Origin of the sequence: Hyphomicrobium sp. 1Nfss2.1 (assembly GCF_965243865.1) — a bacterium.
Taxonomy (GTDB): domain Bacteria; phylum Pseudomonadota; class Alphaproteobacteria; order Rhizobiales; family Hyphomicrobiaceae; genus Hyphomicrobium_A.
In genome coordinates this window covers 3,240,833-3,267,152 of record NZ_OZ251603.1, presented here as the reverse complement: position 1 = coordinate 3,267,152, position 26,320 = coordinate 3,240,833, and the positions used below count along the sequence as shown (strand labels likewise).

Genomic DNA, 26,320 nt, shown 5'->3' with positions numbered 1-26,320 from the left:
CTCGCCGCGACGTCGCGCGAAGCTAGTGATGACGGGGCGGCAAGGCCAGGGGCGGTGGGTGGATGGCGATAAGCAACCTTCAAAAAGAATTTGTTTTCATGGCGTTGCTAACGAAGATTTAGGGTTAAAATTATCAGATAGAGCAAACTCTTCAGAGACACTCTCAGTTTTCGGGGGCCTTGCTTGCTCAAGATCGCAAAAGGTGTTGTCGGCGCCGCGTCCGGCCGCCTGCACGTATCAATCGGTGCCCTGCTCGCAGCCAGCCTCCTGGTCGCGGCGACCCCCGAGCGGGCCGAGGCTCAGTTCTACCCCTGGGGGGGATGGGGCAACTCGGGTTCCTGGCAGCAGAAGCCGCGGCGGGCGCGCCGGGCGGCTCCGCGCTATGTCGAGCCTACGGACGACAAACAGGCTTCGACGCTGCCGAAACCCAAGGGCCCCCTGGTGCTCGTGGTGTCGATCAACAATCAGACCGTCACCGTCTATGACGACGGCAAGCAGATCGCGAAGTCGCCGATATCGAGCGGCATGCGCGGCCATGAAACGCCCACCGGCGTGTTCAGCATCTTGGAGAAGAACCGCACGCACTACTCGAACCTCTACGGTGGTGCGCCGATGCCGTTCATGCAGCGCGTCACCAACTCCGGCGTGGCATTGCATGCGGGCGATATCCCGGGCTATCCGGCCTCGCACGGTTGCATCCGCCTTCCCTACAGCTTCGCGCGAAACCTGTTTGGCATCACCGATGTCGGTGCGCGCGTCATCATCAGCGAAGCCGATCTGAAGCCGGAAGAATTCAGCAGTCCGCATCTCATTGCACCGCTGGCCCCCGACGATACTGCCAGCACGTCTGCGAGTGCCGTGCCTGCCGCTGCTTCGGCGCAGTCCGACATCCACGACATGATCGTGCCGCAAAACGGCAACTCATTGCGGCGCACGCGCGCCATGGCAGCCGCCGAACGCGCCGCTGAGCGCGAGCATCTGGTTGCGACGATAGTGGCCTCCGAAACTGCAAAGGCTGCTGCCGACCAGCAGGTGCAGGCGGCCACCACCGCGGCGCGGGACGCAAAAGAGACGATCAAGAAAGAGCGCAAGGAAGAGGGCCGCCTTACTGCGATCGCGCGCAAGTTGGCCAAGACGGCTGACTCGGCCACGTCGACGTTCAATGCGCTGACCGCGAAGCTTTCGAAGGTGAACGTCGACAAGATCGATGGCGCGGCGCTCGAGAAGATGAAGGCGGAGGAGATTGCCGGCGAGACGAAGATGCTCGACGCGGTCGATGCTGCCGCGGCGGCGCAGCGCGCTGCAAATGCGCAATCGGCAAAGGTAAAGCAGGCCGAGGCCGATGCGGTCGCGCTGGAAAAAGCGCGCAAGGTTGCTGTCGATGATGCCGGGCACGCCGCTGACACTGTCACGGCCGCCAAGGATGCGGTGACAGCCGCCGATGCGCTGGAGGAGCGCAAGCACTACCCCGTGTCGGTATTCATCAGCCGCAAAACGGGCCGGCTCGTCGCCAAACTCGGCTTCGTGCAGGTGATGGACGTGCCGGTGACGATCGCCGATCCGAGCGCGCCTCTGGGCACGCACGTGCTGACGGCGACCGCATTCACGAACGGCGAAAAGGCGCTGCGCTGGAGCGCGGTGACGCTGAAGCCGAGCACGCGGGTGTGGTACTCGAACCGCAAGAAGCGCCGGCACGACGACGAAGCACCGGTTGTGGCCGGCGGCCATGATGCCGATGCGCAGTCGGCGCTGGAGCGAATCCAGATCCCGAAAGAGGCCGAGGAGCAGCTCGCCGAGCTGATGAAGCCGGGCTCGTCGCTGATCATCTCGGATTACGGCCTCAGCCGCGAGACGAGCGCGCGCACCGAGTTCATCGTCGAACCCTGGCGCAGCCGCCCCGACAGCTCGATGTCGCGTTACTACTGATTAGCGTGACGATGAAATCGAAAGAGGCGCCGCCGATGGCGCCTCTTTTCGTTTGCGTGAAGGATCAGCCCGGAAGCCTATTCGCCTTGCGCTCGGGCGGTGCGTGGATGATCTCGACGCGGTCGCCAAGCGCCACGCGGCCGCCTTCGAGCACGCGGCAGGTGACGCCGCCACGCCAATCGGGATGCAATGCTTTGCGCAGTCCGGCGAGCGCTTCATCCATGCGGGCACAGGGCGTCGTCGGATAGGTTACTTCCAACAGGGCTGGACCGATGCGCAGCGTTGCGCCAATGGCGCGCGGCAGGCGGACACCCTCGACAAGAAGGTTGGCGCGGCGTGCGGTCCAATCGAGATCGATTGGATCGGAGCTCGCAACCGCTACGTCTGACAGAGCTGCCTGCCAATCCTCGATGGCGAGGATGGTGACGGCGCGGCGCTTGAATTTGGCGCCCTTGTGATCACCTTCAATACCCCTCTCCAGACTGATATCGACGGCATCCACGGTCTGCATCGGCGCGCGTCTCGCCGATCGCCATGCAATGCCGATCAGCCGTCCGGTCATGCCATCGGAGAAACGCCGATCACCAGCTCGTGCAAATAGAACACGATAACGGCGTACAGGACGACGCCGATGGCGACGACGATGATATCGTTGATCCACGGGCCGGAGCCCTTGCCGAGCGGGCCGAGATCGCCGCGCCGCTTCACGGAGATGCGGTCATAGACGGCGAAGGCGAGGAAGCTGCCGAACAGCAGGAGCGAAGCAAGGTCACCATTGGCCAGCAGATGCGCCAACGCCCAGATTTTGATGGCCACGAGCATCGGGTGCTTGAGCCAGACGTGGATATGCGAAGGGATGTAGGCCGCAGCGAGCGAGATCATCGACAGCAGCATCAGCGGCATGGCGATGTGGCGCGTCCAAGTCGGCGGATCCCAGAGGATGGGGTTCTTGCCGGGGTGCAGCTGGAGCTTGTGGAAGCCCAGCACGATCAGCGCCATGCCGATCAGTGAGACGACGGCGAATATGCCCTTGTATCCCGTCGGTCCGAAGCGTGCGACGAGCCCGTTTTTCAGCTCCGCATTGGTCGGAACGATGTGGATCGCAAAGAAAACGATGAGTCCAAGCACCATTACCAGCATTGTCGCCTCCCCCAGGGAATTGCCAGAGCGGGCGAATCATTGCCACGCTGCAGCCATCTCGCCCGCGCATGTTTAGTGGCCGGGGGCGCCGGCCGCTAGTGCAAACCGGTTGTCCGATGGGCGCCGCGCCGGCACCGGAACATGATGGCCGCGATAAATGTGGTCCATGAGGGAGAGCTGCCATGGGCGCCGAAGCTCAGCTGAAGTCCAACGACGACGGCTCCGAGGGCCACCAGCTGGCCGGCGAGATCGCCCGCGCCATGCATCACCGCCCGCTTTTGAGCCGTTTGGCCCGCGTCGAACCAAAACATCCCGATGCGGCTGAGTTCATGGCCAAGTCCGCAGAAAAGGCGGCGCCTGAAGCGTTCACCGCGAACGAGGTGGAAGTGCCTGCGCCGGTTCCGACCGATCCGAGATCACTCGATGAGGTGATCGACGATCTCGGTCAGGTGACGATGACGCCGCCCAGCGCGGAGTGGCTCGAAAACGCACGGCGCGCACATCGCCAGGAGAAGATGAGCCACGCTATCGCGTGGGCGACGACGCTCACCATTGCGGTCGGCATCATTGGGCTCGCGGCCCTGCTGCTGCGCGTCTGACGCTGCCTTTACGGCAGGTACCCCTTATCGAGATTGAGCGACTGGCGCGCGGTTTCGCGGCCCTTGGCGTTGTTGTGCGTGGCAATCCAGGCCACGTGGGTGCCAGCTTCGGGCGTCGTGCGCGAGCGCAGGTTGATCCCGACAGTCTCGCCTTTGGCCGCGTTGATCGGGGCGAGCAGCGGGAAATAAAGCTGCTCCCAGTGCGTGCGTGGGGCGTCCGGCGCTGTGGACAGGTGAACGCCGGGTGTCAGCTCCGCCTCCCACCAGACAGCGAAGCCGTGAATTGTCGTCGCTGCATCGAGCTTCCAGCTGGTCTCGCCCTTGCGGGCCGAACGCGCATCGGTGCCAAAGGTAATCTCGTCCCAGACCTTAGCGCTGAGGAGTTCAGCCGGCTTCAGCGTGCGCACGTAGATGTTGTTGAGGCTCATCAGGCGGGCGACTGAGAGGTCGAAGCCTGTCGCGTCCCAGGCGGCGAAGTCGCGCGCGATGCGGTCGCCGACAACGGGCGCCACGAACTGCTTCAGTGCGCGCGGAATGAGTACCCCGCCCGGCTTCAGGAAGCGCTTCTTCGCATCGGCGAGCGTCTCAATGGTGTGCTCTTCGAAGGCGTAGTTGCCGAGCGTTTCGGAGACGACGACGTCGACGCGTGGCGGGTCGACCATCTCGGTCGAATGGCACGGGATGAGATGGCAGTTTCGGACCCCGTTTGCTTTCAGGATTTTTTCGGCAACGCCGCCAACCTCGGCGGTCTCGTAGAGATAGACCTCACGTGCGCCGAGCTTAGCGGCCATCAAGGCGAGAAGCCCGGTGCCGGTGCCGATATCGGCGACGGTCGTCTCGCCCTTCTTGATCACTGAGCGCAAAGCCTTTTCGAAAGCAGCGTTGCGGACTCGGTCGGCGATGAGCGTGCGGTGATATTCGATGCGCATGGGCTAAAGGCTCAGTTGCGGGCCGCGGATCTGATACAGCATCAGCGCGGTGGCGACGGCGAGGTTGAGAGAGTCGAGCTTGCCCGCCATCGGGATTTTCACGAGGCGCGAGCACGCTGAGGTGAGCGGATCCGACATGCCGGGGCCTTCGCTGCCCATGACCAGCAGCGTCGGGCTGCGATAGCTGACGGCGCGAAAATCGTCGGCGCCGCTCAGGTGCGTGCCGACGATGTCACCCTGCCAGCCGGCAATCCACTTGAGGAAGGCTTCGCGTTGCATGCGCGCAAGCGGCATGGCGAACAGCGAACCCATGGTGGCGCGCACGCACTCGTGCGAATAGGGATCGCAACTGGCGCCGATGAGAATGATGCCGGCGGCACCGACGGCATCGGCGGTGCGGATGATGGTGCCGAGGTTGCCGGGGTCGCGCACTTCCTCGAGCGCTATCCAGAGACTGCCGGGTGAGATATCAGCGGCCTTGGGCAAGTCGATCCAGCGCTGCTTGAAGACGCCAAGCATGCTCTGCGGGTTGTCCTTCGAAGACAGCTTTCCGAGCACGGCCTCCGACACTTCGAGGCATTCGGCCCCGGACTTCAGCGCCCAGGCAACGAGACCCTGAGCGATGGGGCTCATGTCGGCGTCTCTGCGAAAGACCAGCGTTTCAGGGACAAAGCCGTTGTCGCGCGCGGTGACGAGCAGCGATGTGCCTTCGGCGACGAAAAGCCCTGTCTCCTTGCGCTCCTTGCGCATCTCGAGCGCGCGGATCGCCTTCACGCGGTCGTTCTGCAAGCTGGTGACGAGTTTGGGCGCGGACATTACCGATCGCTCCAGCGAGTATAGAGGGAGGTGGGCACCGCGCGCGTGCCGTGCTCCTCGCGGATGGCCAGCTCACCGGCGGTGAAAGTGCCGCCTTTCCCAGCCAGCACTTCGCGGCAGAGCTGCTCGAAGGCGAGTGCCGACGCGCGGATGGCATAGACCGTGAGCACGAGGGACGCTTCCGGCGCCAGCAATGCGGCGCAATCCTTCATGAACGGAGGAAGGCTTGTGAATAGATCCCAGACCTCGCCATCTGGACCGCGGCCGAACTTCGGCGGGTCGACGAGGATGATGTCGTAGGTTTTGCCGCGGCGCACCTCGCGGGCGACGAACTTTGCCGCGTCGTCGAGAAGCCAGCGGATCGGCGCAGATGCGAGACCAGAAGCCGCCTGGTTCTCTTTGGCCCACGCGATCGCCTTCTTGGAGGCATCGACGTGCGTGACGTTCGCGCCCGCGGCGGCCGCGATCAGGGATGCGGCGCCGGTGTAGGCAAAGAGATTCAGCACGCGCGCGGGCTCCCCGCGCTTTTCCGCGATGCGCTGTAGCATCCATTGCCAGTGCGGATACTGCTCGGGGAAGAGGCCCATGTGACGGAAGCTCGCCAGGCGGCAGAGCATGGTGACGTCGCCGATCTTCACCGGCCAGCTTTCCGGAACCGGCTTGTCGATGCGCCAGCGGCCCTTGTCCTCGTCGTCGTCGCCGGCAAAGACCGCGTGCGCCTTTTTCCAGTCGCGCTCTGCGTTCGGAGTCCACAGCGCTTGCGGCTCGGGGCGATCGACGATCACCGATCCGAAGCGCTCGAGCTTGCGACCGTTGCCGCTGTCGATCAGGGCGTAGTCGGGAAAGCCCACGGTCTCGATGAGCTTCAGCTCCGCGCGGGGCGTGATGGTGTTTTCGTTGCTCAGCAAGGCATGCCCCTGTCGGCGGTCGGGTGGTTCTGAAGCGCACTTAAGATGCGCCGGGGTTCCTTGTCGATGCGTTAGGCTAAACCCCCATTAATGGCCTCGCGGCCGGCGAGAAGGCAGCATTCTAGGTTGGTGGGCACTTCTGGAAACAAGCCAATGGAGGCATTCACATGACGACGTGTGCATGCGGGAACTGCCAGTTTTTCGATACCCATAGCAAGCCCGCGAAGCAGCATCGCCAAGAAGCGGGATTGTGCCGGTATAACCCGCCGATCGCACAAGCTGGAAGCAACTCGCCAGCCGCCTGGCCGATGGTCGAGTCCAAAGACTGGTGCGGTCACTTCGCGGTGACGGTCGAGCGGTTCATGTCCGCGGCCGAGTGAGGTCGGGGCGAACTTCCGCCCTAGGGCAGATCCATTCGTTCATTTGCGGGTCATGTTGGGTCGCTTATTCATCTCAGGTAAGCGACTAACGCTGTCCGTGGAGACGGATCGTTTGCCTCTGCAGCGTTATAGTAAGTGTGGCTCGGAGTTCCGGCTCCGAAACGCCGACGGCATCAGGGTCCAGTGTATTCGTGGTGACTCCGCAGCACTGGACCCTCTGCCCTATCTTCCTTCAGACAGATCAATCGATATCGGCGACCTCGACCGGGCCGCCGCCCTTGATGCGCTGAGCCAGTGCGCTTTCGATGAAGGGATCGATTTCGCCATCGAGCACCGCGTCAGGGTTGGTGCTCTGCGTTCCAGTGCGCAGGTCCTTCACGAGCTGATAGGGCTGCAGCACGTAAGAGCGGATCTGGTGGCCCCAGCCGATCTCCGTCTTGCTCGCGGCTTCGGCGTTGGCCTTGTCCTCACGCTTTTTCAGCTCCAGCTCGTAAAGGCGCGACTTGAGCATGGCCCAGGCAATGGCGCGGTTCTTGATCTGCGAGCGCTCCTGCTGGCTCGCCACCGCAATGCCGGTCGGAATGTGCGTGATGCGCACCGCGGAATCCGTCGTGTTGACGTGCTGGCCGCCCGCGCCCGACGAACGATAGGTGTCGATGCGGCAATCGCTCTCGTTGATCTGAATGTCGATGTCGTCGTCGATGACGGGGTAGACCCAGACAGAGGCGAAGCTGGTGTGACGGCGGGCGTTGGAGTCATAGGGCGAGATGCGCACGAGACGGTGCACGCCCGATTCCGTTTTCAGCCAGCCGTAGGCGCCCTCGCCCTTGATCTCCATGGTGACGGATTTGATGCCGGCCTCTTCGCCCGCGCTTTCTTCCAAGGTCGCGACCTTGAAGCCGCGCTGCTCTGCCCAGCGCATGTACATGCGCGCGAGCATTGAGGCCCAGTCCTGGCTTTCGGTGCCGCCGGCGCCAGCGTGAACCTCGATATAGGCGTCGTTGCCGTCGGCCTCGCCCGACAGCAATGCCTCGATGCTGCGGCGCTGCGCTTCCTCGTTCAGCTTCTTGAGCATGGCTTCGCCCTCGGCGACGGATGCGTCGTCGTCGGCTTCCTCGCCGAGCTCGATGAGCGTCACGCCGTCTTCGAGGGAACGCTGGAGGTCCTGGTAGATGTTGACGGCGCGCTCGAGCTGCTGGCGCTGGCGCATCACCTTCTGCGCGGCCTTGCTGTCATTCCAGAGGCTCGGATCCTCTGCGCGCTTATTCAGCTCGGCGAGACGTTGCTGGGCAGTATCCCAGTCAAAGATGCCTCCGCAGGAGAGCCAGGGCCTCCGTGATGGAATCGACGAGTTTCTGCGGTTCGGCACGCATCGTGGCCTCCGAGGCGAGTGCGATTTTCAGGATATGAAGGCCGTCATATAATGGCGCGTCGGCCGACTGGCAACGCAAAGGGCGCCGCACCCAGCCGCAGCGCCGGAAAAACGGGGCTGAGGTCAGTTCACCAGAGACCGCCGCGGCCGGCGCTGTAACCCGGGCGGGGCCGTGCCTGCGGCTCGTAGAAGGAGTCGTCCACGTTGCCCTGCGGGCTGCTGCCCGTGGCGCCGCCCTGCTCAGTGAACCCGATCACGGAATACGCATCGTCCGGCTCCTCGTCCGGCTTGAAGGCTTCCATGATGCTCTGCGGGTCTTCCTCGCCAGCGCGCAGGCCGGTGCGCAGGTTTACACGCGCGAGCTTGATGCCCGGCGGAATACGGAACGGAGAAGCAGGCTGATCGGCGAGCGCTTCCTTCATGAAATTGCCGAACACAGGCGCTGCCAGCTTGCCGCCGGTATTGCCCTTGCCCATCGGAGTCGGCGCGTCGTAGCCCATGAAGACACCGACGACGAGGTCGGGTGAATAGCCGAGGAACCAGGCATCCTTTTCCTGGTTGGTGGTGCCGGTCTTGCCGGCAAGCGGACGCTCAAGAGCCTTCAGCGAACGGGCGGTGCCGCGCTGAACGACGCCCTCGAGGATGGAAGTCATCTGATAGGCGGTATGCGGGTCGACGATCTGCACGCGGTCATCGGGAATTTCAGGCTCTTCCTGATTGAGCCATTCGTCAGCCTTGCAGTTCTCGCAGACACGCTGATCGTGACGCCAGACGGTGTGGCCCCAACGGTCTTGGATACGATCGATCAGCGTCGGGCGCACCTGATGGCCGCCGTTGGCGATGGCGCAGTAGCCGGCGGCGAGGCGCAGTAGCGTCGTCTCACCAGCGCCGAGCGACATGGAGAGCACCGGAAGAAGATCATCATAGATGCCGAAGCGGCGCGCGTACTCGGTGATGAGCGGCATGCCGAGATCCTGCGCCAAGCGCACCGTCATCTGGTTGCGCGAGCTTTCGATACCGAAGCGTAGCGTCGAGGGACCGGCGGAGTGCTCTTTCTCGTAGTTCTCGGGCTTCCAGATGTCCTGGCCGGGCCCCTGCTCGATTTCGATAGGGGCGTCGAGGATGATCGAGGTGGGCTTGTAGCCGTTGTCGAGCGCGGCGGCGTAGACGAATGGCTTGAATGAAGAACCGGGCTGGCGCTTGGCCTGAATGGCGCGGTCGAATTGGCTCATGGCGAAGGAGAAGCCGCCGACGACGGCGAGCACGCGGCCAGTGTTGGGGTCCATGGCGACGATGCCGCCGCCGACCTGCGGGATCTGCATGAGCGACCAGACGCCAGCGACATTGTCGGGGTCCTTGGGCGCGACGAAGACCACGTCACCGGCCGAGAGAACCTCCGAGACTGCCCTGGGCGTGCCCTTCTTCGTCTTGGCCCACTTCACTTCGTCGAGGGTGAGTTCGATTGCCTCCCGCTCGCCGACGAGGGAGCCGTCCTGCTGCTTTTCAGGGCGCAGGCCAACGATCGCCTTGGCCGCCTCGACCTTCAGCACGACGCCGAGGCGCCATGGCTGTATGTCATGCGGGCGCGGCACCTCATCCAGCGCCTTGCCCCAATCACCGGCAATGTCGAGCTTAGTCACAGGACCACGCCAACCCTTGGTGCGATCAAACGTCACGAGGCCGTCCATCAACGACTTGCGGGCGATCTGCTGCAGGCGCGGGTCGAGCGTGGTGCGAACAGAGAGGCCGCCGTTGTAGAGCTTGTCCTCCCCGAAGCGGGTGAGCAACGTGCGACGCACTTCCTCGGCGAAGTAGTCGGCAGCGAAGATGTGTGCGCCGGTGGTGCGGAGATTGACGCCGAGCGGTTTCACCTTGGCGGCTTCGGCCTCTTCGCTGGAGATATATCCGTTCTCCTCCATCTGGCCGATGATCCAGTTGCGCCGGATCAGCGCCTGCTTCTCGCGGCGGAATGGATGGTAGTTGTTGGGGCCTTTGGGCAGCGCGGCGAGGTAGGCCGCTTCCTCGATCGTCAGATCCTGCAGCTCCTTGTTGAAGTAGCTGAGGGACGCAGCGGCGATGCCATACGCGCCGATGCCGAAGTAAATCTCGTTGAGATAGAGCTCGAGAATCTTGTCCTTGGAGTAGGCGCGCTCGATGCGGACAGCGAGGATTGCCTCCTTCACCTTGCGTTCCATCGAGCGCTCGCTCGACAGAAGGAAGTTCTTTGCAACCTGCTGCGTGATGGTCGAGCCACCTTCAGCGCGGCGGTCACTGCCGCTCAGCTTGGCTTCGACGATCTTGAATACGGCGCGGGCGATGCCCTGGAAGTCGACGCCGCCGTGCTCATAGAAGCGGCGGTCTTCGGCAGACAGGAAGGCCGCGATGACGCGCTTGGGAATGGTGTTGATGGGCACGAAGATGCGGCGCTCGCGCGCGTATTCGGCGATGAGCGCACCATTGTGGGCGTGGATGCGCGTCATTACGGGAGGCTCGTACTTGGAGAGGCTCTCGTAGTCGGGCAGGTCCTGCGAGGTTTTCCACAGCAGGTAGCCGGCGGCGGCCGAAGCGCAGATGAAGACAACCACACCAGCGGCGAAGCTCCAGCCGAGCAGGCTCAGCAGCAGGCTTTTGCGGCGCTTCTTGCGCGGCTGACGCGGGGGTTTGGGCTCGCGCGGATGCGGCGGCGCGGGGCCACGGCCGTAAGGGTCGTGCCCATAGTGATCGCGCGGGTAGATGGGGTCCGACGGGTATAGCGGAGGCTCGCGCATCAACCTTTAGTTCCGTTGAGCGTAGGTGTTCGGCTGCACTGGCATGTCCGCGCGAGCCTAGAGGCTACATGAGGCGACGCCGCGAAGCAGGACATTACCATGGATTGTGGCATCAAGTCGTCGCTCACTGCAGTTTAGATAACGCGATGAAGGAGATCGCCGCCGTTTCAGCGCACCCTCGCCGTCCGCTTGGAGAAATACTGGTCCACGGCATTGGTGATCGATGTGGCCACGCGCCGTTGCCAACTGGAGGATTTGAGCAGTTTCTCGTCCTCGGGGTGGCTCATGTAGCCCAGCTCTACGAGCACCGAGGGGGTGTCAGCCTGACGCAGCACCTTGAATGCGGCAGAGCGCTGCGGCCGTTGCGACAATGAGACGGCCGACTTGAGCTGCTTGACGAGGGTGTTCGAGAAATCGGCAGAGAAATTGGACGTCTCGCGCTTTAGGAGGTCTATGAGGATATTGCGGACATCGCCGCCCTCCTCGAAGTGCGCGGTCTGGAGACCTGCAATGGCGTCGGAGTTGTTCTCCTTCTCGGCCATAACCTGCGCCTCTTCGTCGGAGGCTTTCTCGGATAACGTGTATACAGTGGCACCACGCACGCTTTTGGCGCGCTTCTGCGCAATCGCGTCGGCGTGAAGCGAGACGAAGAGATCAGCGTCGAGTTCGCGGGACATCTGAAGGCGCTGATCGAGCGAAATAAATACGTCCGTCGATCGCGTCATGCGCACGTCGTAGCGGCCGCTTTTCTCGAGTTGCGTTTTCAAAGCCTTGGCGACGGCGAGAACGACAACCTTTTCCTTGAGGTTGGTGGCACTTGCGGCGCCAGGGTCGATGCCGCCATGGCCGGGGTCGATAAGGATAACGGGCTTGGTGCGATGGCGCTTCGATACTGTGGCGGGGCCGGCATCCGGTGCGGGCGTGGCGGCGACCTGGGTTGTCTGACTGCCGCCGGTGCCACCGCCGAACGCCTTGGCGGACGTCGGCGACAGCGCCACGGTGAGATCTACGGCCTTGCCGGTGCCCGCGGGCCGCATATCTGCCTTCTTGATGAGAACAGGCCCCGCGGTGTCGATGACAATGCGGGCTTTTCCTTCGGACAGAAGCCCATAGCGGAATCCCGAGGCGAGCCCTTCCTTTTTTTGGCCGGCTCCATCGGGGAGTTCAAAGGCAACGTCGGGAAGATCGATGACGACACGGTAGGGGTTGGCGAGGGTAAAAATCTCCGCGCGCACGCCTGACGACAGCCCTAAGACGAAGGTCGTCGTATCTCCGCTCGACTTGAGTTCTGCTCGTCGCGCCTCGACGGCCGCGGACTTGCGGTGGACGCTGGTCGGCTCGGCGCTGGCCGGCGCAGCGAACTGCACGGCGAGTGCCAATGCCACGAAAAGCCCGCGGACGAGATCCCCCCCGATGCGAGCCAATTTATGTTGCAGATGCTGCCGCATCCCCTCCGATCACCCCCGGCAAGCTGCCCAAACCCCCTGTTAACCAAACCTTTTCCGATTTTCCCTCATATTGCAGAGGGTTGGCCGAGGCCTTTGCTGGCATGCACTTATAACATGCTTGCAAGCTTACCGGCGAACCCGTACTTTCTAGTTCGTTGATGCAGCGGCGCCCCTGCTAGGCATTTGTGCGCCGCAAGAACGAGTTGAACGATCAACGTTCGCATTCGTTCGCGCCGGTTCGCCGCCCCGCAAGGGACGGCCTCGCTGCAGACCGACGATCGAGCAGTTTGCCCTGCGCCCGCAAGCAGTTCGCTCCGGGTCACCCCCGTGACAGCGGAGCCGAGAGCCTGAGGGCCACGCTTGCGCCAGGCACAATGCTAGCTGCTCGAGACTTTGGCCATCGGCAGTTCTTTGCTCCGCCGCCTTGGAAAGGAAGGGCAAGCGGAGCAGGCGGAGTACCGCCCCGGGCGCCCCACCGACATGGGAGCAATCCGGAGGCAGCGCGATATCCGTGCCTGTCTTCAACCCTTTGAAAGACCATTTGGAATGCCACACTTAGGCACCCGTCGTCCGCAAGCTTCAGCGCGCCTCTGGCCGCGCCTCAATGCACGCCCGGTCTCCACCGGCGGCGGAAGACTGTGCCGCGCAACTGCTTCACCCACCTTCTTCCAACCATCACAAACAACGATGCGCGCCAACGTCCGGCGCCTCCCCGCACCCGCCCCGATTCGATCGAGGATTGCGGAGCGGAGCGGTAGGCAGCCAAACCGGTGCGCCGAGGATCCAAATAAATGTCCAACAACAAGATGCTTATCGACGCCACGCATCCGGAAGAGACCCGGGTCGTGGTGCTCCGCAACGGCCGCGTAGAGGAATTCGACTTCGAATCCGCTGCCCGCAAGCTGCTGCGGGGCAATATCTACCTTGCCAAGGTGACGCGCGTTGAGCCGTCCCTGCAGGCGGCATTCGTCGAGTACGGCGGGAACCGGCACGGCTTCCTCGCCTTCAACGAAATCCATCCCGACTACTACCAGATCCCGATCGCCGACCGGCAGGCTCTCCTCGACGAGGAAGCGGCTGCGGAGGCCGAGGAAGAGGCTGCCGCCGATGCGCACGCCGAGGCGCTGGCGCGTCGCCGCGCGGCGTCCAAGCCGAGCTCATCCAGCGATGACGATGATGGGTCCGACAACGTCGACGATGTCGGATCGCACGAGGACGACGACGATCAGCACGGGGACGAGTCGGAAGGCGAAGACGACGGCGACCACCACGAACATCACACCATCGCCGAGGCGGTCGCAGCCGATGAGCGGATCGTCGCCGAGCCGCACGAGCACGGACACGACACCGGCTCGGATGTAGCCGCCAACGAGAACACGGTCGAAGGCCAGATCGTCGAGGCAGTCGCCGACAGCGCCTCCGCTTCGGAAGGCGAAGAGGCCTCGGTGCGCGAAGTCGCCAGCACCAGCCCGGCTCCAGAGCAGGTGTCGACGGGCGAGGACGCACTCGAGGAGCTACCTTCGCGTCCGCGCCGTCGCCCGCGCAGCTACAAGATCCAGGAAGTCATCAAGCGCCGCCAGGTGATCCTGGTTCAGGTCGTCAAGGAGGAGCGCGGCAACAAGGGTGCGGCGCTTACGACGTATCTGTCGCTGGCCGGCCGCTACACGGTGCTGATGCCGAACACCGCGCGTGGCGGCGGCATCTCGCGCAAGATCACCCAGCCGCAGGATCGCAAGCGCCTCAAGGCCATCGCGGCCGAGCTGGAAGTGCCGGAAGGCATGGGGCTCATCATCCGCACGGCAGGCGCTTCGCGCACCTCGCAGGAGATCAAGCGCGACTTCGAATACCTGCTGCGTTTGTGGGAGAGCGTGCGCGACCTCACCTTGCAGAGCCAAGCGCCGAGCCTCGTCTACGAGGAAGGCAACCTCATCAAGCGCTCGATCCGCGACCTCTATAACAAGGATGTCGAGGAAGTGGTGGTCGCTGGCGGGGAAGCGCACCGCGAGGCGAAGGACTTCATGCGCATGCTCATGCCGAGCCATGCGAAGAACGTCATCCAGTATCAGGAGCCGGAACCGCTCTTCACGCGCTATCAGATCGAGCGGCAGCTGAACGCGATGTTCAGCCCGTACGTGACGTTGCGTTCAGGCGGTTATCTGGTGATCAACCAGACCGAGGCGCTCGTCGCCATAGACGTCAACTCGGGCAAGGCTACCCGCGAGTTCTCGATCGAGGAAACCGCCTATCATACGAACCTCGAGGCCGCGGACGAGATCGCCCGCCAGCTCAAGCTGCGCGACCTTGCAGGCCTCATCGTCGTCGACTTCATCGACATGGAGGAGAAGCGCAACAACCGCGCCGTGGAGCGGCGGTTGAAGGAAGCGCTTCGGTTCGATCGCGCCCGCATCCAGGTGGGGCGGATCAGTCATTTCGGCCTCTTGGAGATGTCGCGGCAGAGGCTGCGCACGGGCGTTCTCGAAGGCTCGACCTCGCAGTGCCCGCACTGCCAGGGCACCGGCATTATTCGCTCGACGGAAAGCGTTGCGCTTGCGGTCCTGCGTGGCCTCGAAGACGCGATCATGTCCGGCACGCGCGCGCCGCTTACCGCCACGACGACGCCGGCGGTGGCGCTCTACATTCTCAATAACAAGCGTCCATTCATCAACGACATGGAGACGCGGCTCGCGCTGCCGATCATCGTCACCGGGTCGGACAAGCTCGCGGGCGCCAACTTTACGATCGAGAAGGGCGCTGCCCCCGCTCAGCTTCCGCGCCGTATCGAGCGCAACGTCGTCAACATGGAATCGGGCTTTGAAGGCGACGACGAGGGCGGCGTGTACGAGGTGCGTGAGGTACGCGAGCCGGACGACGAGGCTGGGCCCGATCGCGATGGCGAGCAGCGCTCCAGCGAACAGGGCAACGGATCGCGTCGACGCCGCCGGCGCCGGCGTGGCGGCCGTCGCGGTGAGCGCGATGAGAACGGCGCGCGTTTCTCGGATGAAGGCCGCGGCAACGTCGAGGACGTGCCGTTCGACGACGAAGACGGCGACGACGCCGTGTCGGCACCGAACGGTCACGACCATGATCACGACCATGATCATGAGGCGGGCCACGAGCATTCCGCTGGCGAGGACACGGGTGAGTCGAACGGCCAGGACGAAGGCGAGCGTCCGCGTGGACGCAGCCGCCGCAGAGGTCGCCGTGGCGGCCGTCGCGGTCGCGAGCGGACAGAGCGTCACGGTGAGATGCAGGCTGGCGAGCAGTCCGAGGACGGGGCGCCAGAAGACGACGTCCAGGCCGCAGGCCTCGGCGAGCAACCCATCATCGGCGAGGACCTGCCGTCGTACGAGGTGCACTCTGAAGCGCGTGCACCCGAGACGCCGGGTCACGAGGAAGCGATTGCGGACTTTGCAAGCCTTCCCGCCGACGGCAACGACGACATCCCAGCAAAGGAAGTGCAGCGCAAAGAGGCAACTCCGGCGCCTAGCGCTACCAGCGAGGAAACTGTCGTCGAAGCGGAGATTGCTGCCGCACCGGTGGCAGAGGAAGCGCCTGCGCCTGCGCCTGTGCGTCCTGCCCGCCGCCGTCGCACCGAGTCGAGCGAGCCGCGCCTGGAGCGGATCGTGGTCGGGCGCGGAGATGGCGAAGAGGCTGTGACGGAGGAGGCTGCCGCCTCTGCGGCGCCGGCACGCAAGGGCTGGTGGCAACGTAAGCTCGGCGGCTGATCGAGCCCGGTGACTTCGTGAGACATGAAAGGGCCGGAGCGATGCTCCGGCCCTTTTTATTTCGTGATGGCTGCAGTGCGTCAGTCGGCCATCGGGCCACCGTGATCACCGTGCGGGCCGTGACCGCCATGCGGGCCATGACCGCGGAAGCCGCCTTTCATGGCGCAGCGCGGGCCCTTATGACCGCCCTTGCCTTCACCGAAGTTGCTCAGCACGCGCGAGGCGACGTCTTTCTGCTCTTCGCTGAAGGATGCGTAGAGGGGCTTCAGAACCTCGGCAAACTCCTTCGACTTGGCAGCGCGCTGGTTCAGCTTCTCGGCCTGCTTGGTCATGTGCTCGCTGCGCTTCTCGATGCGCTCGGGGAGTGCAAGCTTCTCGCCTTTTCCTTCCTCGCCCTTGGCTTTGCGCTCAGTGCGCTTGGCCTGCCACTCTTCGCGGTTCTTCTGACGCTCGGCGAAGTTGGCGCGCATCTTCTCCTCGACGGGGGCCCAGAGCTTTTCCTGCTCGGGCGTCAGCTTCAGCGCGGCCTTGGCGAACGCAATGCGGCCGTCCTCAAGGCGCGCCATCGTTTCTGCGGACGGACCACGGCGCATTTCGCTCTTTTCGGCCGCGGGCTGATCACCAGCGGCGGGCTGCTGAGCGAGCACGATGGTCGCGGGGATCGTCGCTGCCATCAGGCCCACGGCGAGCGCACGTGAAAATTTATTCATGGGAATTGGCTCCTAATCTGTTTCAGCAGCAGCACTGGCTTTGCGCCGCTGTTGAGCAAACAACGGCGGCCCAAAGCGCAATCCGTCGGAGCAATTTTGGGACGGTTAGCGTTGCTGAGCCCACTGCTGCAGCCGCCTTGCAGCTTCGGCCATGTCGGCGGTGGTTCCGGCATAGGAGAAGCGCAGGAAGCGATTGCCGTGCTCTTGGTCAAAATCGACGCCCGGGGTTACGGCGACGCCCGCTTCATCGAGAATGCGGCGGCACAGCATCGCGGCATCGTCGGTCATGTGGCTGACATCGCTGTAAAGATAGAAAGCTCCATCAGCGGGCGCGAAGCTTTCAAAGCCGGCCTTTGGCAACTCGTTGAGCAGCAATTCGCGATTGGCTGCGTAGACATGCCGGTTAGCTTCGAGCTCCTCGCCTGCAGAGAACGCTCCGAGGGCTGCGACCTGAGCGATGGCGGGCGGCGAGATGTAAAGGTTCTGCGCGAGGCGTTCGACGCTGGCGACAAGAATCTGCGGCACGACCATCCAGCCGATGCGCCAGCCCGTCATCGAGAAGTATTTGGAGAAGCTATTGATGACGATCGCGTCTTTGCTGTGCGCCAACGCGGTGTCGGCGGGGCGCGCGTAGGTCAGGCCGTGATAGATCTCATCGGAGATGAGCGCGACGTTGTTCTCGCGACAGGCGCGGGCGATGCCGGCGAGCCGCTCAGCCGAGATCATCGTGCCGGTCGGGTTGGCGGGGCTGGCGATCAACAGACCTCTGACGCCCTCCTTGGCTGCGCGAGCGATATCGTCCGGAGTCGGCATCCATTCATTGGCGGGCCCAGTTGCCAGCAGCACCGGCCGCTGACCTAGAGCAGTGAGGATATGCCGATAGCAGGGGTATCCGGGGCACGGCAGCGCCACGGCGTCGCCGACGTCGAACAGGGCGAGGAAGGCCAGCACGAAGGCGGCAGACGAGCCACCGGTAACGGCGATGCGCTCGGGCGGGACGCTGACGCCGTACCAGTCGGCATAATGCTGTGCGATGCGCTCGCGCAGGGAATCGTTCCCGAGTGCCATAGTGTAGCCGAGCGTTTCGGCTTCGAGAGCGTGGCGGGCCGCTTCGCGGGCGGCTTTCGGCGCCGGTGTCCCGGGCTGGCCGACCTCCATGTGCACGATGCTGCGGCCAGCCTGCTCGGCGGCGAGCGCGGCGCGCATCACGTCCATGACGATGAAGCTCGATATGGCGCTGCGCGAAGAGGCCAGCAACGGCATCTCCTCGGCAGCTAGCGCCGCTGTCAGCGCCAATGGGTCTATCGTGCGGTCAGCCATCCCACTTCCATTACACAAGCGTAACGTGGATTGGGGCTGCGCTGCCCCAATCCTGCCGCGGGGGGCGATATCATGCTTTGCTGCCTGACGAAATCGCTCTGCCGCTTTCCGGCATATAGGCAGGTATTCCATCCGGTCCAGGCTTGCGTTGACGCCAATCCGTGCCCTCACTAGGGTCAAGCCCGCGAGCAAAAACCTATTTTCGATCAAGGTGACGTTGCCAATGTCGATGCCGCCCGTATCCAAGGCGAAGTGGAGCCGGATCGCTGTTGCAAGCGGCCTCGTCGCCACCGCGATCATGGCTGCAGCATCTACGGCGTCGGCGCAGAATTTGCCCCTCATTCGCGATACGGAAATCGAGGGCGTGCTGAGCGATTACGCCAAGCCGATATTCAAGTCTGCGGGGCTGGGGACGGGCCGCATCAAGATGCGCATCGTTCAGAACGATGCCTTCAACGCGTTCGTGCTCGATGGTCGGAACGTCTTCGTACACACTGGCACGCTGATGCAGGCGAACACGCCCAACGAGGTGATCGGCGTCATCGCTCACGAAACCGGCCACATCACCGGCGGCCACATGGCAGCGCTCAGAGCGCGCATTGCCAAGGATCAGACGCGCTCGCTGCTGGCGCAGATTCTCGGCATCGGCCTCATCGTTGCAGGCGGCGTTGCGGGCGGCGATTCAGCCAACAGCCTCGGCGGCGCGGGCCAGGGCTTATTGTTCGGCGGCAACGAGGTGATCATGCGCTCGCTGCTGGCGGAACGGCGCCAGCAGGAATCGGCGGCTGACCAGGCTGGCCTCAGCTTCCTCAATGCCACGCAGCAATCCGGGCTTGGAATGCTGACGACATTCGAACGGTTCGCGGCGCAGGAATACATCTCGGATGCGCAAAAGGAAGCGTTCGCGCGGAGCCATCCCCTCTCGACCGACCGACTTGCGCGGCTGCGCACGCTCGTCGAGACGAGCCAGTATTACAGCAAGAAGGACTCACCGGATCTGCAGCTTCGGCACGACCTGATGCGCGCCAAGCTGTCGGGCTATCTGGAAAAGCCTCAGGTGGTGTTCAATCGTTATCCTGAGAGCGATCAGTCGCTGCCGGCACGCTACGCGCGCGCCTTGGCGCGGTTCTTCCAAGGTGGCCCAGGCGCGCTCGAAGCATCGTTGGCTCAAGTCGACGGTCTCATCGCCTCCAAGCCGAACTTTCCATACTTCTGGGAGGTCAAAGGCGACCTGCTGATGCGATCCGGGCGCAATAAAGAGGCGATCGCTCCGCTGCGGCAGGCATTGAAGCTCGATCCCAACGCGAGCCTCATCCGGGTGCAACTCGCAGGAGCGTTGCAGGAGGATGCAAGCCCCGCGGCAGTGAACGAGGCCGTGGCGCTTTTGCGTAAGTCATTGGTAGATGACGAAAATTCTCGCGCCTTTCGTCTTTTGGCCAACAGCTATTATAAGCAGGGCAAGCGACCGGAGGCTGACGCGATGATCGCGCAAGCCTATTTCCTGGAAGGTGATCTCAAGCAGGCGCAGCTCTTCGCGAAACGCGCTCAAACGAAATTGCCCCAGGGGACCCCGGAGTGGCTGAAGAACGACGACATCATCAACTATAAACCTCAGACCTGATCGCCGTTTGCTCAGACGAGCCGCGTACTGCGACAGCTTCCCTTAAGAAGGCCAGACCGAATGTCCGCAAATTCCCGCCCCTCGCTGCTGCGCACGCTTTCCGAGCAGCGCGCCACGTGGCTTGTCATCCCCGCCGTGGCGCTGCTAGGCGCCCTGGTGCTGCTGGGCAATTTTGTTGCGACACCGCAAAAGGCCAGCGAAGCCGTAGTCGCCGAGGCTACCGCTCCGGCCACGCCTGCAGCGCCGGTGAAGGTAGCCGAGGCGCCAACGCCGCCGCCGGTCAATTTCACGCCCGAGCAGAAGATTGAGCTCGAGAAGATCATCAAGAACTACCTGATCGCCAATCCGGAGGTGTTCCTCGAGGCGCAGACGGCACTCGAGGCCAAGCTCGAGAAAGAGCAGGCCGAAAAGCTGAAGACGGCGATCGCTGAGAATGCGCGCGACATCTATCGCGACCCGGTGGCGGATGTTGCCGGCAACCCAGATGGCGACATCACCGTCGTCGAGTTCTTCGACTACAACTGCGGCTACTGCAAACGCGGCCTGCACGACGTGATCAAGCTGGTGGAGAGCGACCCTAAGGTGCGGGTCGTCTTCAAAGAGTTGCCGATCCTCTCGAAGGGCTCGGAGGAAGCCTCGCGCATTGCCATAGCAGCCGGCCGACAGGGTAAATACTGGGACATGCACAAGGCGATGCTGGAGGCGAAGGGCGTGATGAACGAGGCGAATGCGCTGGCGATCGCCTCCAAGCTCGGGCTCGACATCGAGAAACTCAAGAAGGACATGGCGTCGGCGGACGTCGAAGCGGAGATCAAGAAGTCGGAGGCGCTGGCCAAGAAGATGGGCGTCAACGGCACGCCGCACTTCCTCGTCGGCGACCGCTCGATCCCGGGTGCCCCGGAAGATCTCTATGACCAGCTCGAGAAGCACGTGACGGAGCTGCGCAAATCCGGCTGCGCGTACTGCTGAGGCGGGCCGAGCAGGGTGACGGGCGGCTTTTTTACCCAACCAGAAGAATGCCTTAGCGGTTTCATGCGCGGAAACCGCTGGCTCCCTTCCGCGCTCGCAGGAAAGCTGGTAGATGGGGGTGCCGTCCGCCCCAGAGCCAGTATTAAACCGGCGTCGATGCCGGCGGCAGCAGGGACCTCATGACAAAGCCGATTTACGTCCTCAACGGACCCAACCTGAACATGCTGGGACTTCGGGAGCCCGCCGTTTACGGTACGGATACGCTTGATGATGTGCGGCGGAAGGCCGAGGCCCGGGCAAAGGCGTTGTCGCTGACTATCGATTTTCGTCAGTCGAACCTCGAAGGCGAACTCGTTGGCTGGATTCAGGAGGCGCGCGACAAGGCCGCAGCCATCATCCTCAACGCTGGCGCCTATTCTCACACGTCGATCGCACTGCTCGATGCGCTGCAAGCGGCCGAGCTGCCGGTGATCGAGGTGCACCTTTCGAATATATTCCGTCGCGAGCCGTACCGGCAGCACTCCTACATCTCCCTCGGAGCCAAGGGCGTCATTTGCGGCCTCGGTGCCAAGGGGTATGAGCTGGCGCTGGAGGCCATGGCAGACTTGCTCTCGGCATCCCGCCGTGGGTAGGGCCAGTAGGGGCAGCGAGCGGAAAGTGAAGCCGCACAAGAAGGAAAAGCAGAGCATGACCGCCAAGGATCAGGGCGAGACCTCGGGAGACGAACAGCGCTTGATCCGGCAGCTCGCGGAGCTGCTCAACGAGACCGGCCTTTCCGAAATCGAGATCGAGAAGAGCGGGCTCAAGGTTCGCGTCGCGCGCACTCTCAATGTGCAGTCGACGATTGCAGCCGTGCCCGCGGCGGCGATGGCAGCGGGTCCTGCTCCTGTCGCGGCGGCCAAGCCGGCCGATCCGGCAAAGCATCCCGGCGTCGTCAAGTCGCCGATGGTCGGCACGGCCTATCGTTCGCCGGAACCCGGCGCGCCAACGTTCATCGAGGTGGGCGCACAGGTCTCGCAGGGCGATACCCTGTTCATCATCGAAGCCATGAAGACGATGAACCAGATTCCGGCTCCGCACGCCGGCAAGGTCACGGCCATCCTGATCGAGAACGGTCAGCCGGTCGAGTTCGGCGAGCCGCTCGTCATCATCGAATAAAAGGAGAGAGGCAGTGGGCAATGGGCAGTAGGCAGCGAGGATCTGGCCAGCGCGCCGATCACCAACTGCCTACTGCCCACTGCCTACTGCCCAAAAAAGAATGTTCGACAAGGTCCTGATCGCCAACCGAGGAGAGATTGCACTGCGCATCCAGCGCGCGTGCAAGGAACTCGGCATCGCTACCGTCGCCGTGCATTCGACCGCGGACGCCGATGCCATGCACGTGCGTCTTGCCGACGAGAGCGTGTGCATCGGACCACCGCCGGCAGCTGAGAGCTATCTCAACATCCCGCGTCTGCTGGCAGCGTGCGAGATTACCGGTGCCGATGCCGTGCATCCGGGCTACGGTTTCCTGTCGGAAAACGCGCGGTTCGCGGAGATCTTGGAAGAGCACCAGATCACTTTCATCGGCCCGACGTCGGAGCACATCCGCATCATGGGCGACAAGATCGAGGCCAAGGAAACCGCCAAGCGCCTCGGCATTCCGGTCGTACCCGGTTCCGACGGCGCCGTCGGCAGCGAAACCGAGGCGATGAAGGTCGCCAAGGGCATGGGTTTTCCGGTGCTGATCAAGGCAACGGCAGGCGGCGGCGGACGCGGCATGAAGGTCGCGCACACGGCTGCCGACCTCGGCCTTGCCTTGTCGACCGCGCGCTCGGAAGCCAAAGCCGCGTTCGGCAACGATGCGGTCTACATCGAGAAGTATCTGCAGAAGCCGCGGCACATCGAGGTTCAGGTTTTCGGCGACGGACAGGGCAATGCCATCCACCTGGGCGAGCGCGACTGCTCGCTGCAGCGGCGCCACCAGAAGATCCTCGAGGAAGCCCCCTCGCCGGCTCTCAATGCAGCCGCGCGCGCCAAGATCGGTGAGACCGTCGCCGAGGCGATGCGCAAGCTCAAGTATCGCGGCGCGGGTACGGTCGAATTCCTGTTCGAGGATGGCGAGTTCTACTTCATCGAGATGAACACGCGCCTGCAGGTCGAGCATCCGGTGACGGAGGCGATCACGGGCATCGACCTCGTGCTCGAGCAGATCAGAATTGCTGCGGGCGGCTCGCTGTCGATCAAGCAGAAGGACGTCCACTTCTCGGGACACGCCATCGAGTGCCGCATCAATGCCGAGAACCCGCGCACGTTCCGGCCTTCGCCGGGCCAGATCACCTATTGGCACCCGCCTGGCGGCCTTGGGGTGCGTGTCGATTCAGGCGTCTACCAGGGCTACCGAATCCCGCCCTATTACGACAGCCTCATCGGCAAGTTGATCGTACACGGCAAGACCCGGACGGAGTGCCTGATGCGGCTGAAGCGGGCGCTTTCGGAGTTCGTCATCGACGGAATCGAGACGACGATCCCCCTCTTCAACGAGCTCATCGCCCAGCCGGATATCGCCAATGGCGCCTATGATATCCATTGGCTAGAAAAGTACCTTGCCCAGTCATAGTTTGGTCGCCGACGCAGGCGATTGACGAAAGTGGGAAAAGTTTTCACGCTAGGCTCGCTGGGAAAACGGCGGACCTAAGCCTACAGACCACATGGCCTCGCGCGACGACATCGTCATCGAGATCACCCCGCAGGTGCTGCTCAAGGCATACACCTGCGGCATATTTCCTATGGCTGAAAGCGCAGACGATCCAGCCCTTTACTGGATCGAGCCGCAGCACCGGGGCATCCTGCCACTCGATGGCGTGCACGTGCCGCGCCGGCTGGCCCGGACACTGCGCACAACGCCCTACAAGGTGCGGATCGATACCGACATCGTCGCAGTGATCGAAGGCTGCGCGGCGTCGCGGCCGGGGCGGCGCTCGACCTGGATCAATGATCGCATCCGCTCGCTTTATCGCGACCTGTTCAACCTCGGGCACTGCCACACTGTCGAGGTCTGGGACGGTGAGCGTCTGATCGGCGGTCTCTACGGCGTTGCGCTCAACGGTGCCTTCTTCGGCGAGAGCATGTTCTCGTACGAGCGCGACGCATCGAAGATCGCTCTCGTGTATCTGGCGGCGCGGCTCGCGTATGGAGGGTTCCGGTTGCTCGACACGCAGTTCGTCACCGATCATCTTCGCCAGTTCGGCACGGTCGAACTCAATCGCGAAGAGTTTCACCGGCTGCTGGAGAAGGCGCTGGACGTCGAAGCCGACTTTCACGCTCTGCCGCTCGATGCCTCGCCCGACGATGTTTTGGCCGCGCTGGAAAAGGCCAACACGCGCCGCTAATGGCCCGGATGCGGGCCTGTTCCCAGCGTAACAGCGGTGACGCCTTCGCCCGTCTATTCCTGGTCGTCGAGCCGGACGCAATGTCCGGCAAATCGGGTGCCCCCTCGGCGCCCGCCGGGACAGGAGCAAGACACATGAAATCGTCTCTGCAAGCTGCGCTGCTCGCGGCCATGGCCGCGGCGGCGGTGTCAATCGGCGCCGTTGCGGCCCACGCCGGCGACTTTGAAGACCTCGTGGCGACCCAGGAGGTCGCAGCTCTCCTCGATGAAATGACGGGTTCGGACAGCGCCATTTCCGATGTTGTGACATCGGCTGCATCTGATGCCGCAGCGGATGCCTTGATTGGCGCGATCGAGGATACGGCCGAGGAGTAACAACGCGCCGGTCAGCGACGAATTTCTTTAGTCGGACACCGACGCGGCGCCCTTACAGATTTTCCGGCCGGAAGCACCTCCCCCCGTCCTTTCCGGCCGGCTCCCAGCCCTCCAGCCCTTTTCCCCGGCTGGAGGGCACTTCTTTTTCGGCGTTGTGCTTGCCCACCCGATCGCAAATAAGATCGCCGGCATGACCGAATTCAACATTGCAGCAGCCGTGCAAAATGATCTGGCAGACGTGCGCGCGATGTTCTCCGCCTATGCCGTTGGTCTGCTGGTGGATCTCGGCGCACAGGGCTTCGATGACGAGTTGGCAAACCTGCCGGGCCCCTATAGTGCGCCGAGTGGTGCGCTGCTGATTGCGCGCTCGGCCACCGGCGAAGCGCTCGGGTGCATCGCTTTGCGCCGGATCGATGCCGACGCGTGCGAAGTGAAACGGCTCTACGTGTTGCCGTCGGCGCGGGGCATGGGGCTTGGCAATGCGCTGATCGCGGCGGTCATCGGGGAGGCGCAGCACGCCGGCTACCAGCAAATGAAGCTCGACACGTTGCCGAACATGCAGTCAGCCATCGCGATTTACCGCGATCACGGGTTCGCGCCGATCGCCCCCTACGGGTCGTATCCCTACCCTGGGCTGATGTGCTTGGGTAAGACGCTGGCGCCCACATCCGGATAGCGAACATGGCGAAGTCGACGCGCGCCACGCAAGCTCTCGAAAAGAGCGGGGTGGCATTTACCGTGCACGCCTATGACTACGACCCGGAAGCCCAGCGCACCGGGTTGCAGGCGGCCGAGGCGCTCGGAGAGGCGCCGGGCCGGGTGCTGAAGACGCTGATGGCGCTTGTTGACGGCAAGGCGGTCTGCGCCGTCGTGCCCTCCGACCGAGAAGTGTCGATGAAGCGGCTTGCGGCCGCCTTCGGCGGAAAGGGTGCGCAGATGATGAAGCCGCCCGATGCGGAGCGCATAACAGGCTATAAGATCGGAGGAATCAGCCCGTTCGGGCAGATGCGCAAGGTCGCGATTGCGATGGACGAAAGCGCCCTGGCGCACGACTATGTGTTTATCAATGGTGGCCAGCGCGGTCTGCAGGTGAAGCTCCGCCCGCAGGATGCGCTCAAGGTCCTCGGAGCCAGTGCCGCGGCACTGGTTGCCTAAACGGGAGAACGCTGAAGTGAAGCGACTGGACGGCATCAAGGCCTGCGTCTTCGACGCTTACGGCACCCTATTCGACTTCGCCTCAGCGGCGGCGCGATGCCAGGATGTGCCGGACCAGAAGCTGTCGGTGCTGACGCCACTTTGGCGCGAGAAGCAGTTGCAGTACACTTGGCTGCGCTCGCTGCAGGGAGACTTTGCCGACTTCTGGCAGGTGACCGCCGACGCTCTCGATTTCGCTCTCGACACACTGGACATCTCCTCGCCCGAGTTGCACGCGAAGCTGATGGAGTTGTATCTGACGCCGGCTCCGTTCCCCGAGGTGCCGAGCGTGCTGGCGCAGTTGCGCAAGGCCGGCTTCAAGACGGCGGTTCTCTCCAACGGCTCGACGAAGATGCTGGATTCGGCCGTGCGGGCGGCGGGGCTCACCGACCTGTTCGACGTCGTCATGTCGGTCGATGCGGTGAAGGTGTTCAAGCCGCATCCGCGGGTCTACGAGTATGGCCTCGAGACCTTGGGTCTCAAGGCCAAAGAAGTGTCGTTCCAGTCGTCGAACGCATGGGATGCCTATGGAGCATCCAACTTCGGGTTCCACGTAGCCTGGTGCAATCGCTATGGGCACCGAGCCGAGCGCCTCCCCGGCGCGCCCGATTTCGAGATCCGCACACTGTCGGAGCTGCCGGAATTGCTGACGCCGGTGGCGCAGTAGGCAACCTGCGCATTTGGCGCACCCTCTGGACGTTCGGGACTGGCGAGCCCACCTTCCCCGCTTCTGAAGCATCAAGAAGCGGG

24 protein-coding genes are annotated in these 26,320 nt (G+C 63.5%); 14 read left to right on the top strand and 10 right to left on the bottom strand.

From position 1 onward, the window contains the following. Nucleotides 1-183: 183 nt before the first annotated feature. Nucleotides 184-1,926 carry a L,D-transpeptidase family protein gene (locus ACP15D_RS15865; RefSeq protein WP_424958399.1) on the top strand — a complete coding sequence of 581 codons (1,743 nt, stop codon included), beginning with the start codon at nt 184-186 and terminating at the stop codon, nt 1,924-1,926. Nucleotides 1,927-1,990: 64 nt separating this feature from the next. Here ACP15D_RS15865 and ACP15D_RS15860 read toward each other — a convergent pair whose 3' ends face one another. Together ACP15D_RS15860 and ACP15D_RS15855 are read right to left on the bottom strand one after the other, a co-directional pair. Next, a complete protein-coding gene (locus ACP15D_RS15860) occupies nt 1,991-2,437 on the bottom strand; it encodes an MOSC domain-containing protein (protein WP_424958398.1) in 447 nt (148 codons plus the stop codon). A 47-nt stretch (nt 2,438-2,484) separates the two neighbouring features. Continuing rightward, nucleotides 2,485-3,066, bottom strand: coding sequence for an NnrU family protein (locus tag ACP15D_RS15855; protein ID WP_424958397.1), 582 nt, complete (start codon nt 3,064-3,066; stop codon nt 2,485-2,487). Between the two features lie 182 nt (nt 3,067-3,248). Between ACP15D_RS15855 and ACP15D_RS15850 the strand changes: the two genes are divergently transcribed. Continuing rightward, nucleotides 3,249-3,665, top strand: a complete 417-nt coding sequence (locus tag ACP15D_RS15850) for a hypothetical protein (protein ID WP_424958396.1) — start codon at nt 3,249-3,251, stop codon at nt 3,663-3,665. Between the two features lie 8 nt (nt 3,666-3,673). Here the strand turns inward: ACP15D_RS15850 and ACP15D_RS15845 are convergent, their stop codons facing one another. Genes ACP15D_RS15845 through ACP15D_RS15835 form a run of 3 tightly spaced genes read right to left on the bottom strand, consistent with a single transcriptional unit; the run spans nt 3,674 to nt 6,318 of the window. Next, nucleotides 3,674-4,594, bottom strand: a complete 921-nt coding sequence (locus ACP15D_RS15845) for a 50S ribosomal protein L11 methyltransferase (protein ID WP_424958395.1) — start codon at nt 4,592-4,594, stop codon at nt 3,674-3,676. 3 nt (nt 4,595-4,597) lie between these two features. Next, nucleotides 4,598-5,410 (bottom strand): TrmH family RNA methyltransferase, encoded by an 813-nt coding sequence (locus ACP15D_RS15840; RefSeq protein ID WP_424958394.1) that lies wholly within the window; start codon nt 5,408-5,410, stop codon nt 4,598-4,600. Further along, nucleotides 5,410-6,318: a class I SAM-dependent methyltransferase gene (locus tag ACP15D_RS15835; protein WP_424958393.1), complete on the bottom strand. Its 909-nt coding sequence runs from the start codon at nt 6,316-6,318 to the stop codon at nt 5,410-5,412. The genes ACP15D_RS15840 and ACP15D_RS15835 overlap by 1 nt, the downstream gene beginning before the upstream one ends. A 167-nt stretch (nt 6,319-6,485) precedes the next feature. On the opposite strand from ACP15D_RS15835, the gene ACP15D_RS15830 reads away from it, so the two are divergent. Next, nucleotides 6,486-6,698 carry a hypothetical protein gene (locus tag ACP15D_RS15830; RefSeq protein WP_424958392.1) on the top strand — a complete coding sequence of 71 codons (213 nt, stop codon included), beginning with the start codon at nt 6,486-6,488 and terminating at the stop codon, nt 6,696-6,698. A 241-nt stretch (nt 6,699-6,939) separates the two neighbouring features. Here ACP15D_RS15830 and prfB read toward each other — a convergent pair. The 3 genes from prfB to ACP15D_RS15815 form a co-directional block, all read right to left on the bottom strand. Further along, a protein-coding gene (gene prfB, locus ACP15D_RS15825; protein ID WP_424958391.1) for a peptide chain release factor 2 occupies nt 6,940-8,071 on the bottom strand; the annotation gives its coding sequence in 2 pieces (ribosomal slippage) (nt 6,940-8,001 and nt 8,003-8,071; 1,131 coding nt in all). 127 nt (nt 8,072-8,198) lie between these two features. Further along, nucleotides 8,199-10,691: a penicillin-binding protein 1A gene (locus ACP15D_RS15820; RefSeq protein ID WP_424959254.1), complete on the bottom strand. Its 2,493-nt coding sequence runs from the start codon at nt 10,689-10,691 to the stop codon at nt 8,199-8,201. A 314-nt stretch (nt 10,692-11,005) separates the two neighbouring features. Beyond that, a complete protein-coding gene (locus ACP15D_RS15815) occupies nt 11,006-12,223 on the bottom strand; it encodes an N-acetylmuramoyl-L-alanine amidase (RefSeq protein ID WP_424958390.1) in 1,218 nt (405 codons plus the stop codon). An 854-nt stretch (nt 12,224-13,077) separates the two neighbouring features. Here ACP15D_RS15815 and ACP15D_RS15810 point away from each other — a divergent pair. Further along, nucleotides 13,078-16,011, top strand: coding sequence for an Rne/Rng family ribonuclease (locus ACP15D_RS15810; protein WP_424958389.1), 2,934 nt, complete (start codon nt 13,078-13,080; stop codon nt 16,009-16,011). 80 nt (nt 16,012-16,091) lie between these two features. On the opposite strand, the gene ACP15D_RS15805 is transcribed toward ACP15D_RS15810, so the two are convergent. Together ACP15D_RS15805 and ACP15D_RS15800 are read right to left on the bottom strand one after the other, a co-directional pair. Continuing rightward, nucleotides 16,092-16,721 carry a Spy/CpxP family protein refolding chaperone gene (locus ACP15D_RS15805; RefSeq protein WP_424958388.1) on the bottom strand — a complete coding sequence of 210 codons (630 nt, stop codon included), beginning with the start codon at nt 16,719-16,721 and terminating at the stop codon, nt 16,092-16,094. A 105-nt stretch (nt 16,722-16,826) separates the two neighbouring features. Beyond that, on the bottom strand, nt 16,827-18,041 hold the full coding sequence (locus ACP15D_RS15800; protein ID WP_424958387.1) for a pyridoxal phosphate-dependent aminotransferase: 1,215 nt from the start codon (nt 18,039-18,041) through the stop codon (nt 16,827-16,829). 223 nt (nt 18,042-18,264) lie between these two features. Between ACP15D_RS15800 and ACP15D_RS15795 the strand changes: the two genes are divergently transcribed. The 10 genes from ACP15D_RS15795 (at nt 18,265) to ACP15D_RS15750 (ending at nt 26,237) form a co-directional block, all read left to right on the top strand. After that, nucleotides 18,265-19,662: a M48 family metalloprotease gene (locus tag ACP15D_RS15795; RefSeq protein ID WP_424958386.1), complete on the top strand. Its 1,398-nt coding sequence runs from the start codon at nt 18,265-18,267 to the stop codon at nt 19,660-19,662. Between the two features lie 60 nt (nt 19,663-19,722). Continuing rightward, nucleotides 19,723-20,631, top strand: coding sequence for a DsbA family protein (locus ACP15D_RS15790; protein WP_424958385.1), 909 nt, complete (start codon nt 19,723-19,725; stop codon nt 20,629-20,631). A 179-nt stretch (nt 20,632-20,810) separates the two neighbouring features. Next, complete coding sequence (gene aroQ, locus ACP15D_RS15785) at nt 20,811-21,263, top strand: type II 3-dehydroquinate dehydratase (RefSeq protein ID WP_072375313.1); 453 nt, start codon at nt 20,811-20,813, stop codon at nt 21,261-21,263. Nucleotides 21,264-21,318: 55 nt separating this feature from the next. Then, nucleotides 21,319-21,789 (top strand): acetyl-CoA carboxylase biotin carboxyl carrier protein, encoded by a 471-nt coding sequence (gene accB / locus ACP15D_RS15780; protein ID WP_424959253.1) that lies wholly within the window; start codon nt 21,319-21,321, stop codon nt 21,787-21,789. Nucleotides 21,790-21,889: 100 nt separating this feature from the next. Then, nucleotides 21,890-23,230 (top strand): acetyl-CoA carboxylase biotin carboxylase subunit, encoded by a 1,341-nt coding sequence (accC, locus tag ACP15D_RS15775; RefSeq protein ID WP_424958384.1) that lies wholly within the window; start codon nt 21,890-21,892, stop codon nt 23,228-23,230. Between the two features lie 91 nt (nt 23,231-23,321). After that, nucleotides 23,322-24,002 carry a leucyl/phenylalanyl-tRNA--protein transferase gene (gene aat, locus ACP15D_RS15770; RefSeq protein WP_424958383.1) on the top strand — a complete coding sequence of 227 codons (681 nt, stop codon included), beginning with the start codon at nt 23,322-23,324 and terminating at the stop codon, nt 24,000-24,002. Nucleotides 24,003-24,136: 134 nt separating this feature from the next. Further along, complete coding sequence (locus tag ACP15D_RS15765) at nt 24,137-24,376, top strand: hypothetical protein (RefSeq protein ID WP_424958382.1); 240 nt, start codon at nt 24,137-24,139, stop codon at nt 24,374-24,376. 190 nt (nt 24,377-24,566) lie between these two features. Next, a complete protein-coding gene (locus ACP15D_RS15760; protein ID WP_424958381.1) occupies nt 24,567-25,052 on the top strand; it encodes a GNAT family N-acetyltransferase in 486 nt (161 codons plus the stop codon). 5 nt (nt 25,053-25,057) lie between these two features. Next, nucleotides 25,058-25,531 carry a Cys-tRNA(Pro) deacylase gene (gene ybaK, locus ACP15D_RS15755; RefSeq protein WP_424958380.1) on the top strand — a complete coding sequence of 158 codons (474 nt, stop codon included), beginning with the start codon at nt 25,058-25,060 and terminating at the stop codon, nt 25,529-25,531. Nucleotides 25,532-25,547: 16 nt separating this feature from the next. Then, nucleotides 25,548-26,237 (top strand): haloacid dehalogenase type II, encoded by a 690-nt coding sequence (locus tag ACP15D_RS15750; RefSeq protein WP_072375327.1) that lies wholly within the window; start codon nt 25,548-25,550, stop codon nt 26,235-26,237. Nucleotides 26,238-26,320 lie beyond the last annotated feature (83 nt).

Bases quoted from the DNA above. Each gene is read 5' to 3' on its own strand.
- ACP15D_RS15845 (WP_424958395.1), bottom strand. From the start codon at position 4,594: ATGCGCATCGAATATCACCGCACGCTCATCGCCGACCGAGTCCGCAAC.
- ACP15D_RS15840 (WP_424958394.1), bottom strand. From the start codon at position 5,410: ATGTCCGCGCCCAAACTCGTCACCAGCTTGCAGAACGACCGCGTGAAG.
- ACP15D_RS15850 (WP_424958396.1), top strand. From the start codon at position 3,249: ATGGGCGCCGAAGCTCAGCTGAAGTCCAACGACGACGGCTCCGAGGGC.
- aat (WP_424958383.1), top strand. From the start codon at position 23,322: ATGGCCTCGCGCGACGACATCGTCATCGAGATCACCCCGCAGGTGCTG.
- ACP15D_RS15805 (WP_424958388.1), bottom strand. From the start codon at position 16,721: ATGAATAAATTTTCACGTGCGCTCGCCGTGGGCCTGATGGCAGCGACG.
- ACP15D_RS15855 (WP_424958397.1), bottom strand. From the start codon at position 3,066: ATGCTGGTAATGGTGCTTGGACTCATCGTTTTCTTTGCGATCCACATC.
- ACP15D_RS15860 (WP_424958398.1), bottom strand. From the start codon at position 2,437: ATGCAGACCGTGGATGCCGTCGATATCAGTCTGGAGAGGGGTATTGAA.
- ACP15D_RS15760 (WP_424958381.1), top strand. From the start codon at position 24,567: ATGACCGAATTCAACATTGCAGCAGCCGTGCAAAATGATCTGGCAGAC.
- ACP15D_RS15765 (WP_424958382.1), top strand. From the start codon at position 24,137: ATGAAATCGTCTCTGCAAGCTGCGCTGCTCGCGGCCATGGCCGCGGCG.
- aroQ (WP_072375313.1), top strand. From the start codon at position 20,811: ATGACAAAGCCGATTTACGTCCTCAACGGACCCAACCTGAACATGCTG.
- ACP15D_RS15800 (WP_424958387.1), bottom strand. From the start codon at position 18,041: ATGGCTGACCGCACGATAGACCCATTGGCGCTGACAGCGGCGCTAGCT.
- ybaK (WP_424958380.1), top strand. From the start codon at position 25,058: ATGGCGAAGTCGACGCGCGCCACGCAAGCTCTCGAAAAGAGCGGGGTG.
- ACP15D_RS15830 (WP_424958392.1), top strand. From the start codon at position 6,486: ATGACGACGTGTGCATGCGGGAACTGCCAGTTTTTCGATACCCATAGC.
- ACP15D_RS15790 (WP_424958385.1), top strand. From the start codon at position 19,723: ATGTCCGCAAATTCCCGCCCCTCGCTGCTGCGCACGCTTTCCGAGCAG.
- accC (WP_424958384.1), top strand. From the start codon at position 21,890: ATGTTCGACAAGGTCCTGATCGCCAACCGAGGAGAGATTGCACTGCGC.
- ACP15D_RS15795 (WP_424958386.1), top strand. From the start codon at position 18,265: ATGTCGATGCCGCCCGTATCCAAGGCGAAGTGGAGCCGGATCGCTGTT.
- accB (WP_424959253.1), top strand. From the start codon at position 21,319: ATGACCGCCAAGGATCAGGGCGAGACCTCGGGAGACGAACAGCGCTTG.
- ACP15D_RS15810 (WP_424958389.1), top strand. From the start codon at position 13,078: ATGTCCAACAACAAGATGCTTATCGACGCCACGCATCCGGAAGAGACC.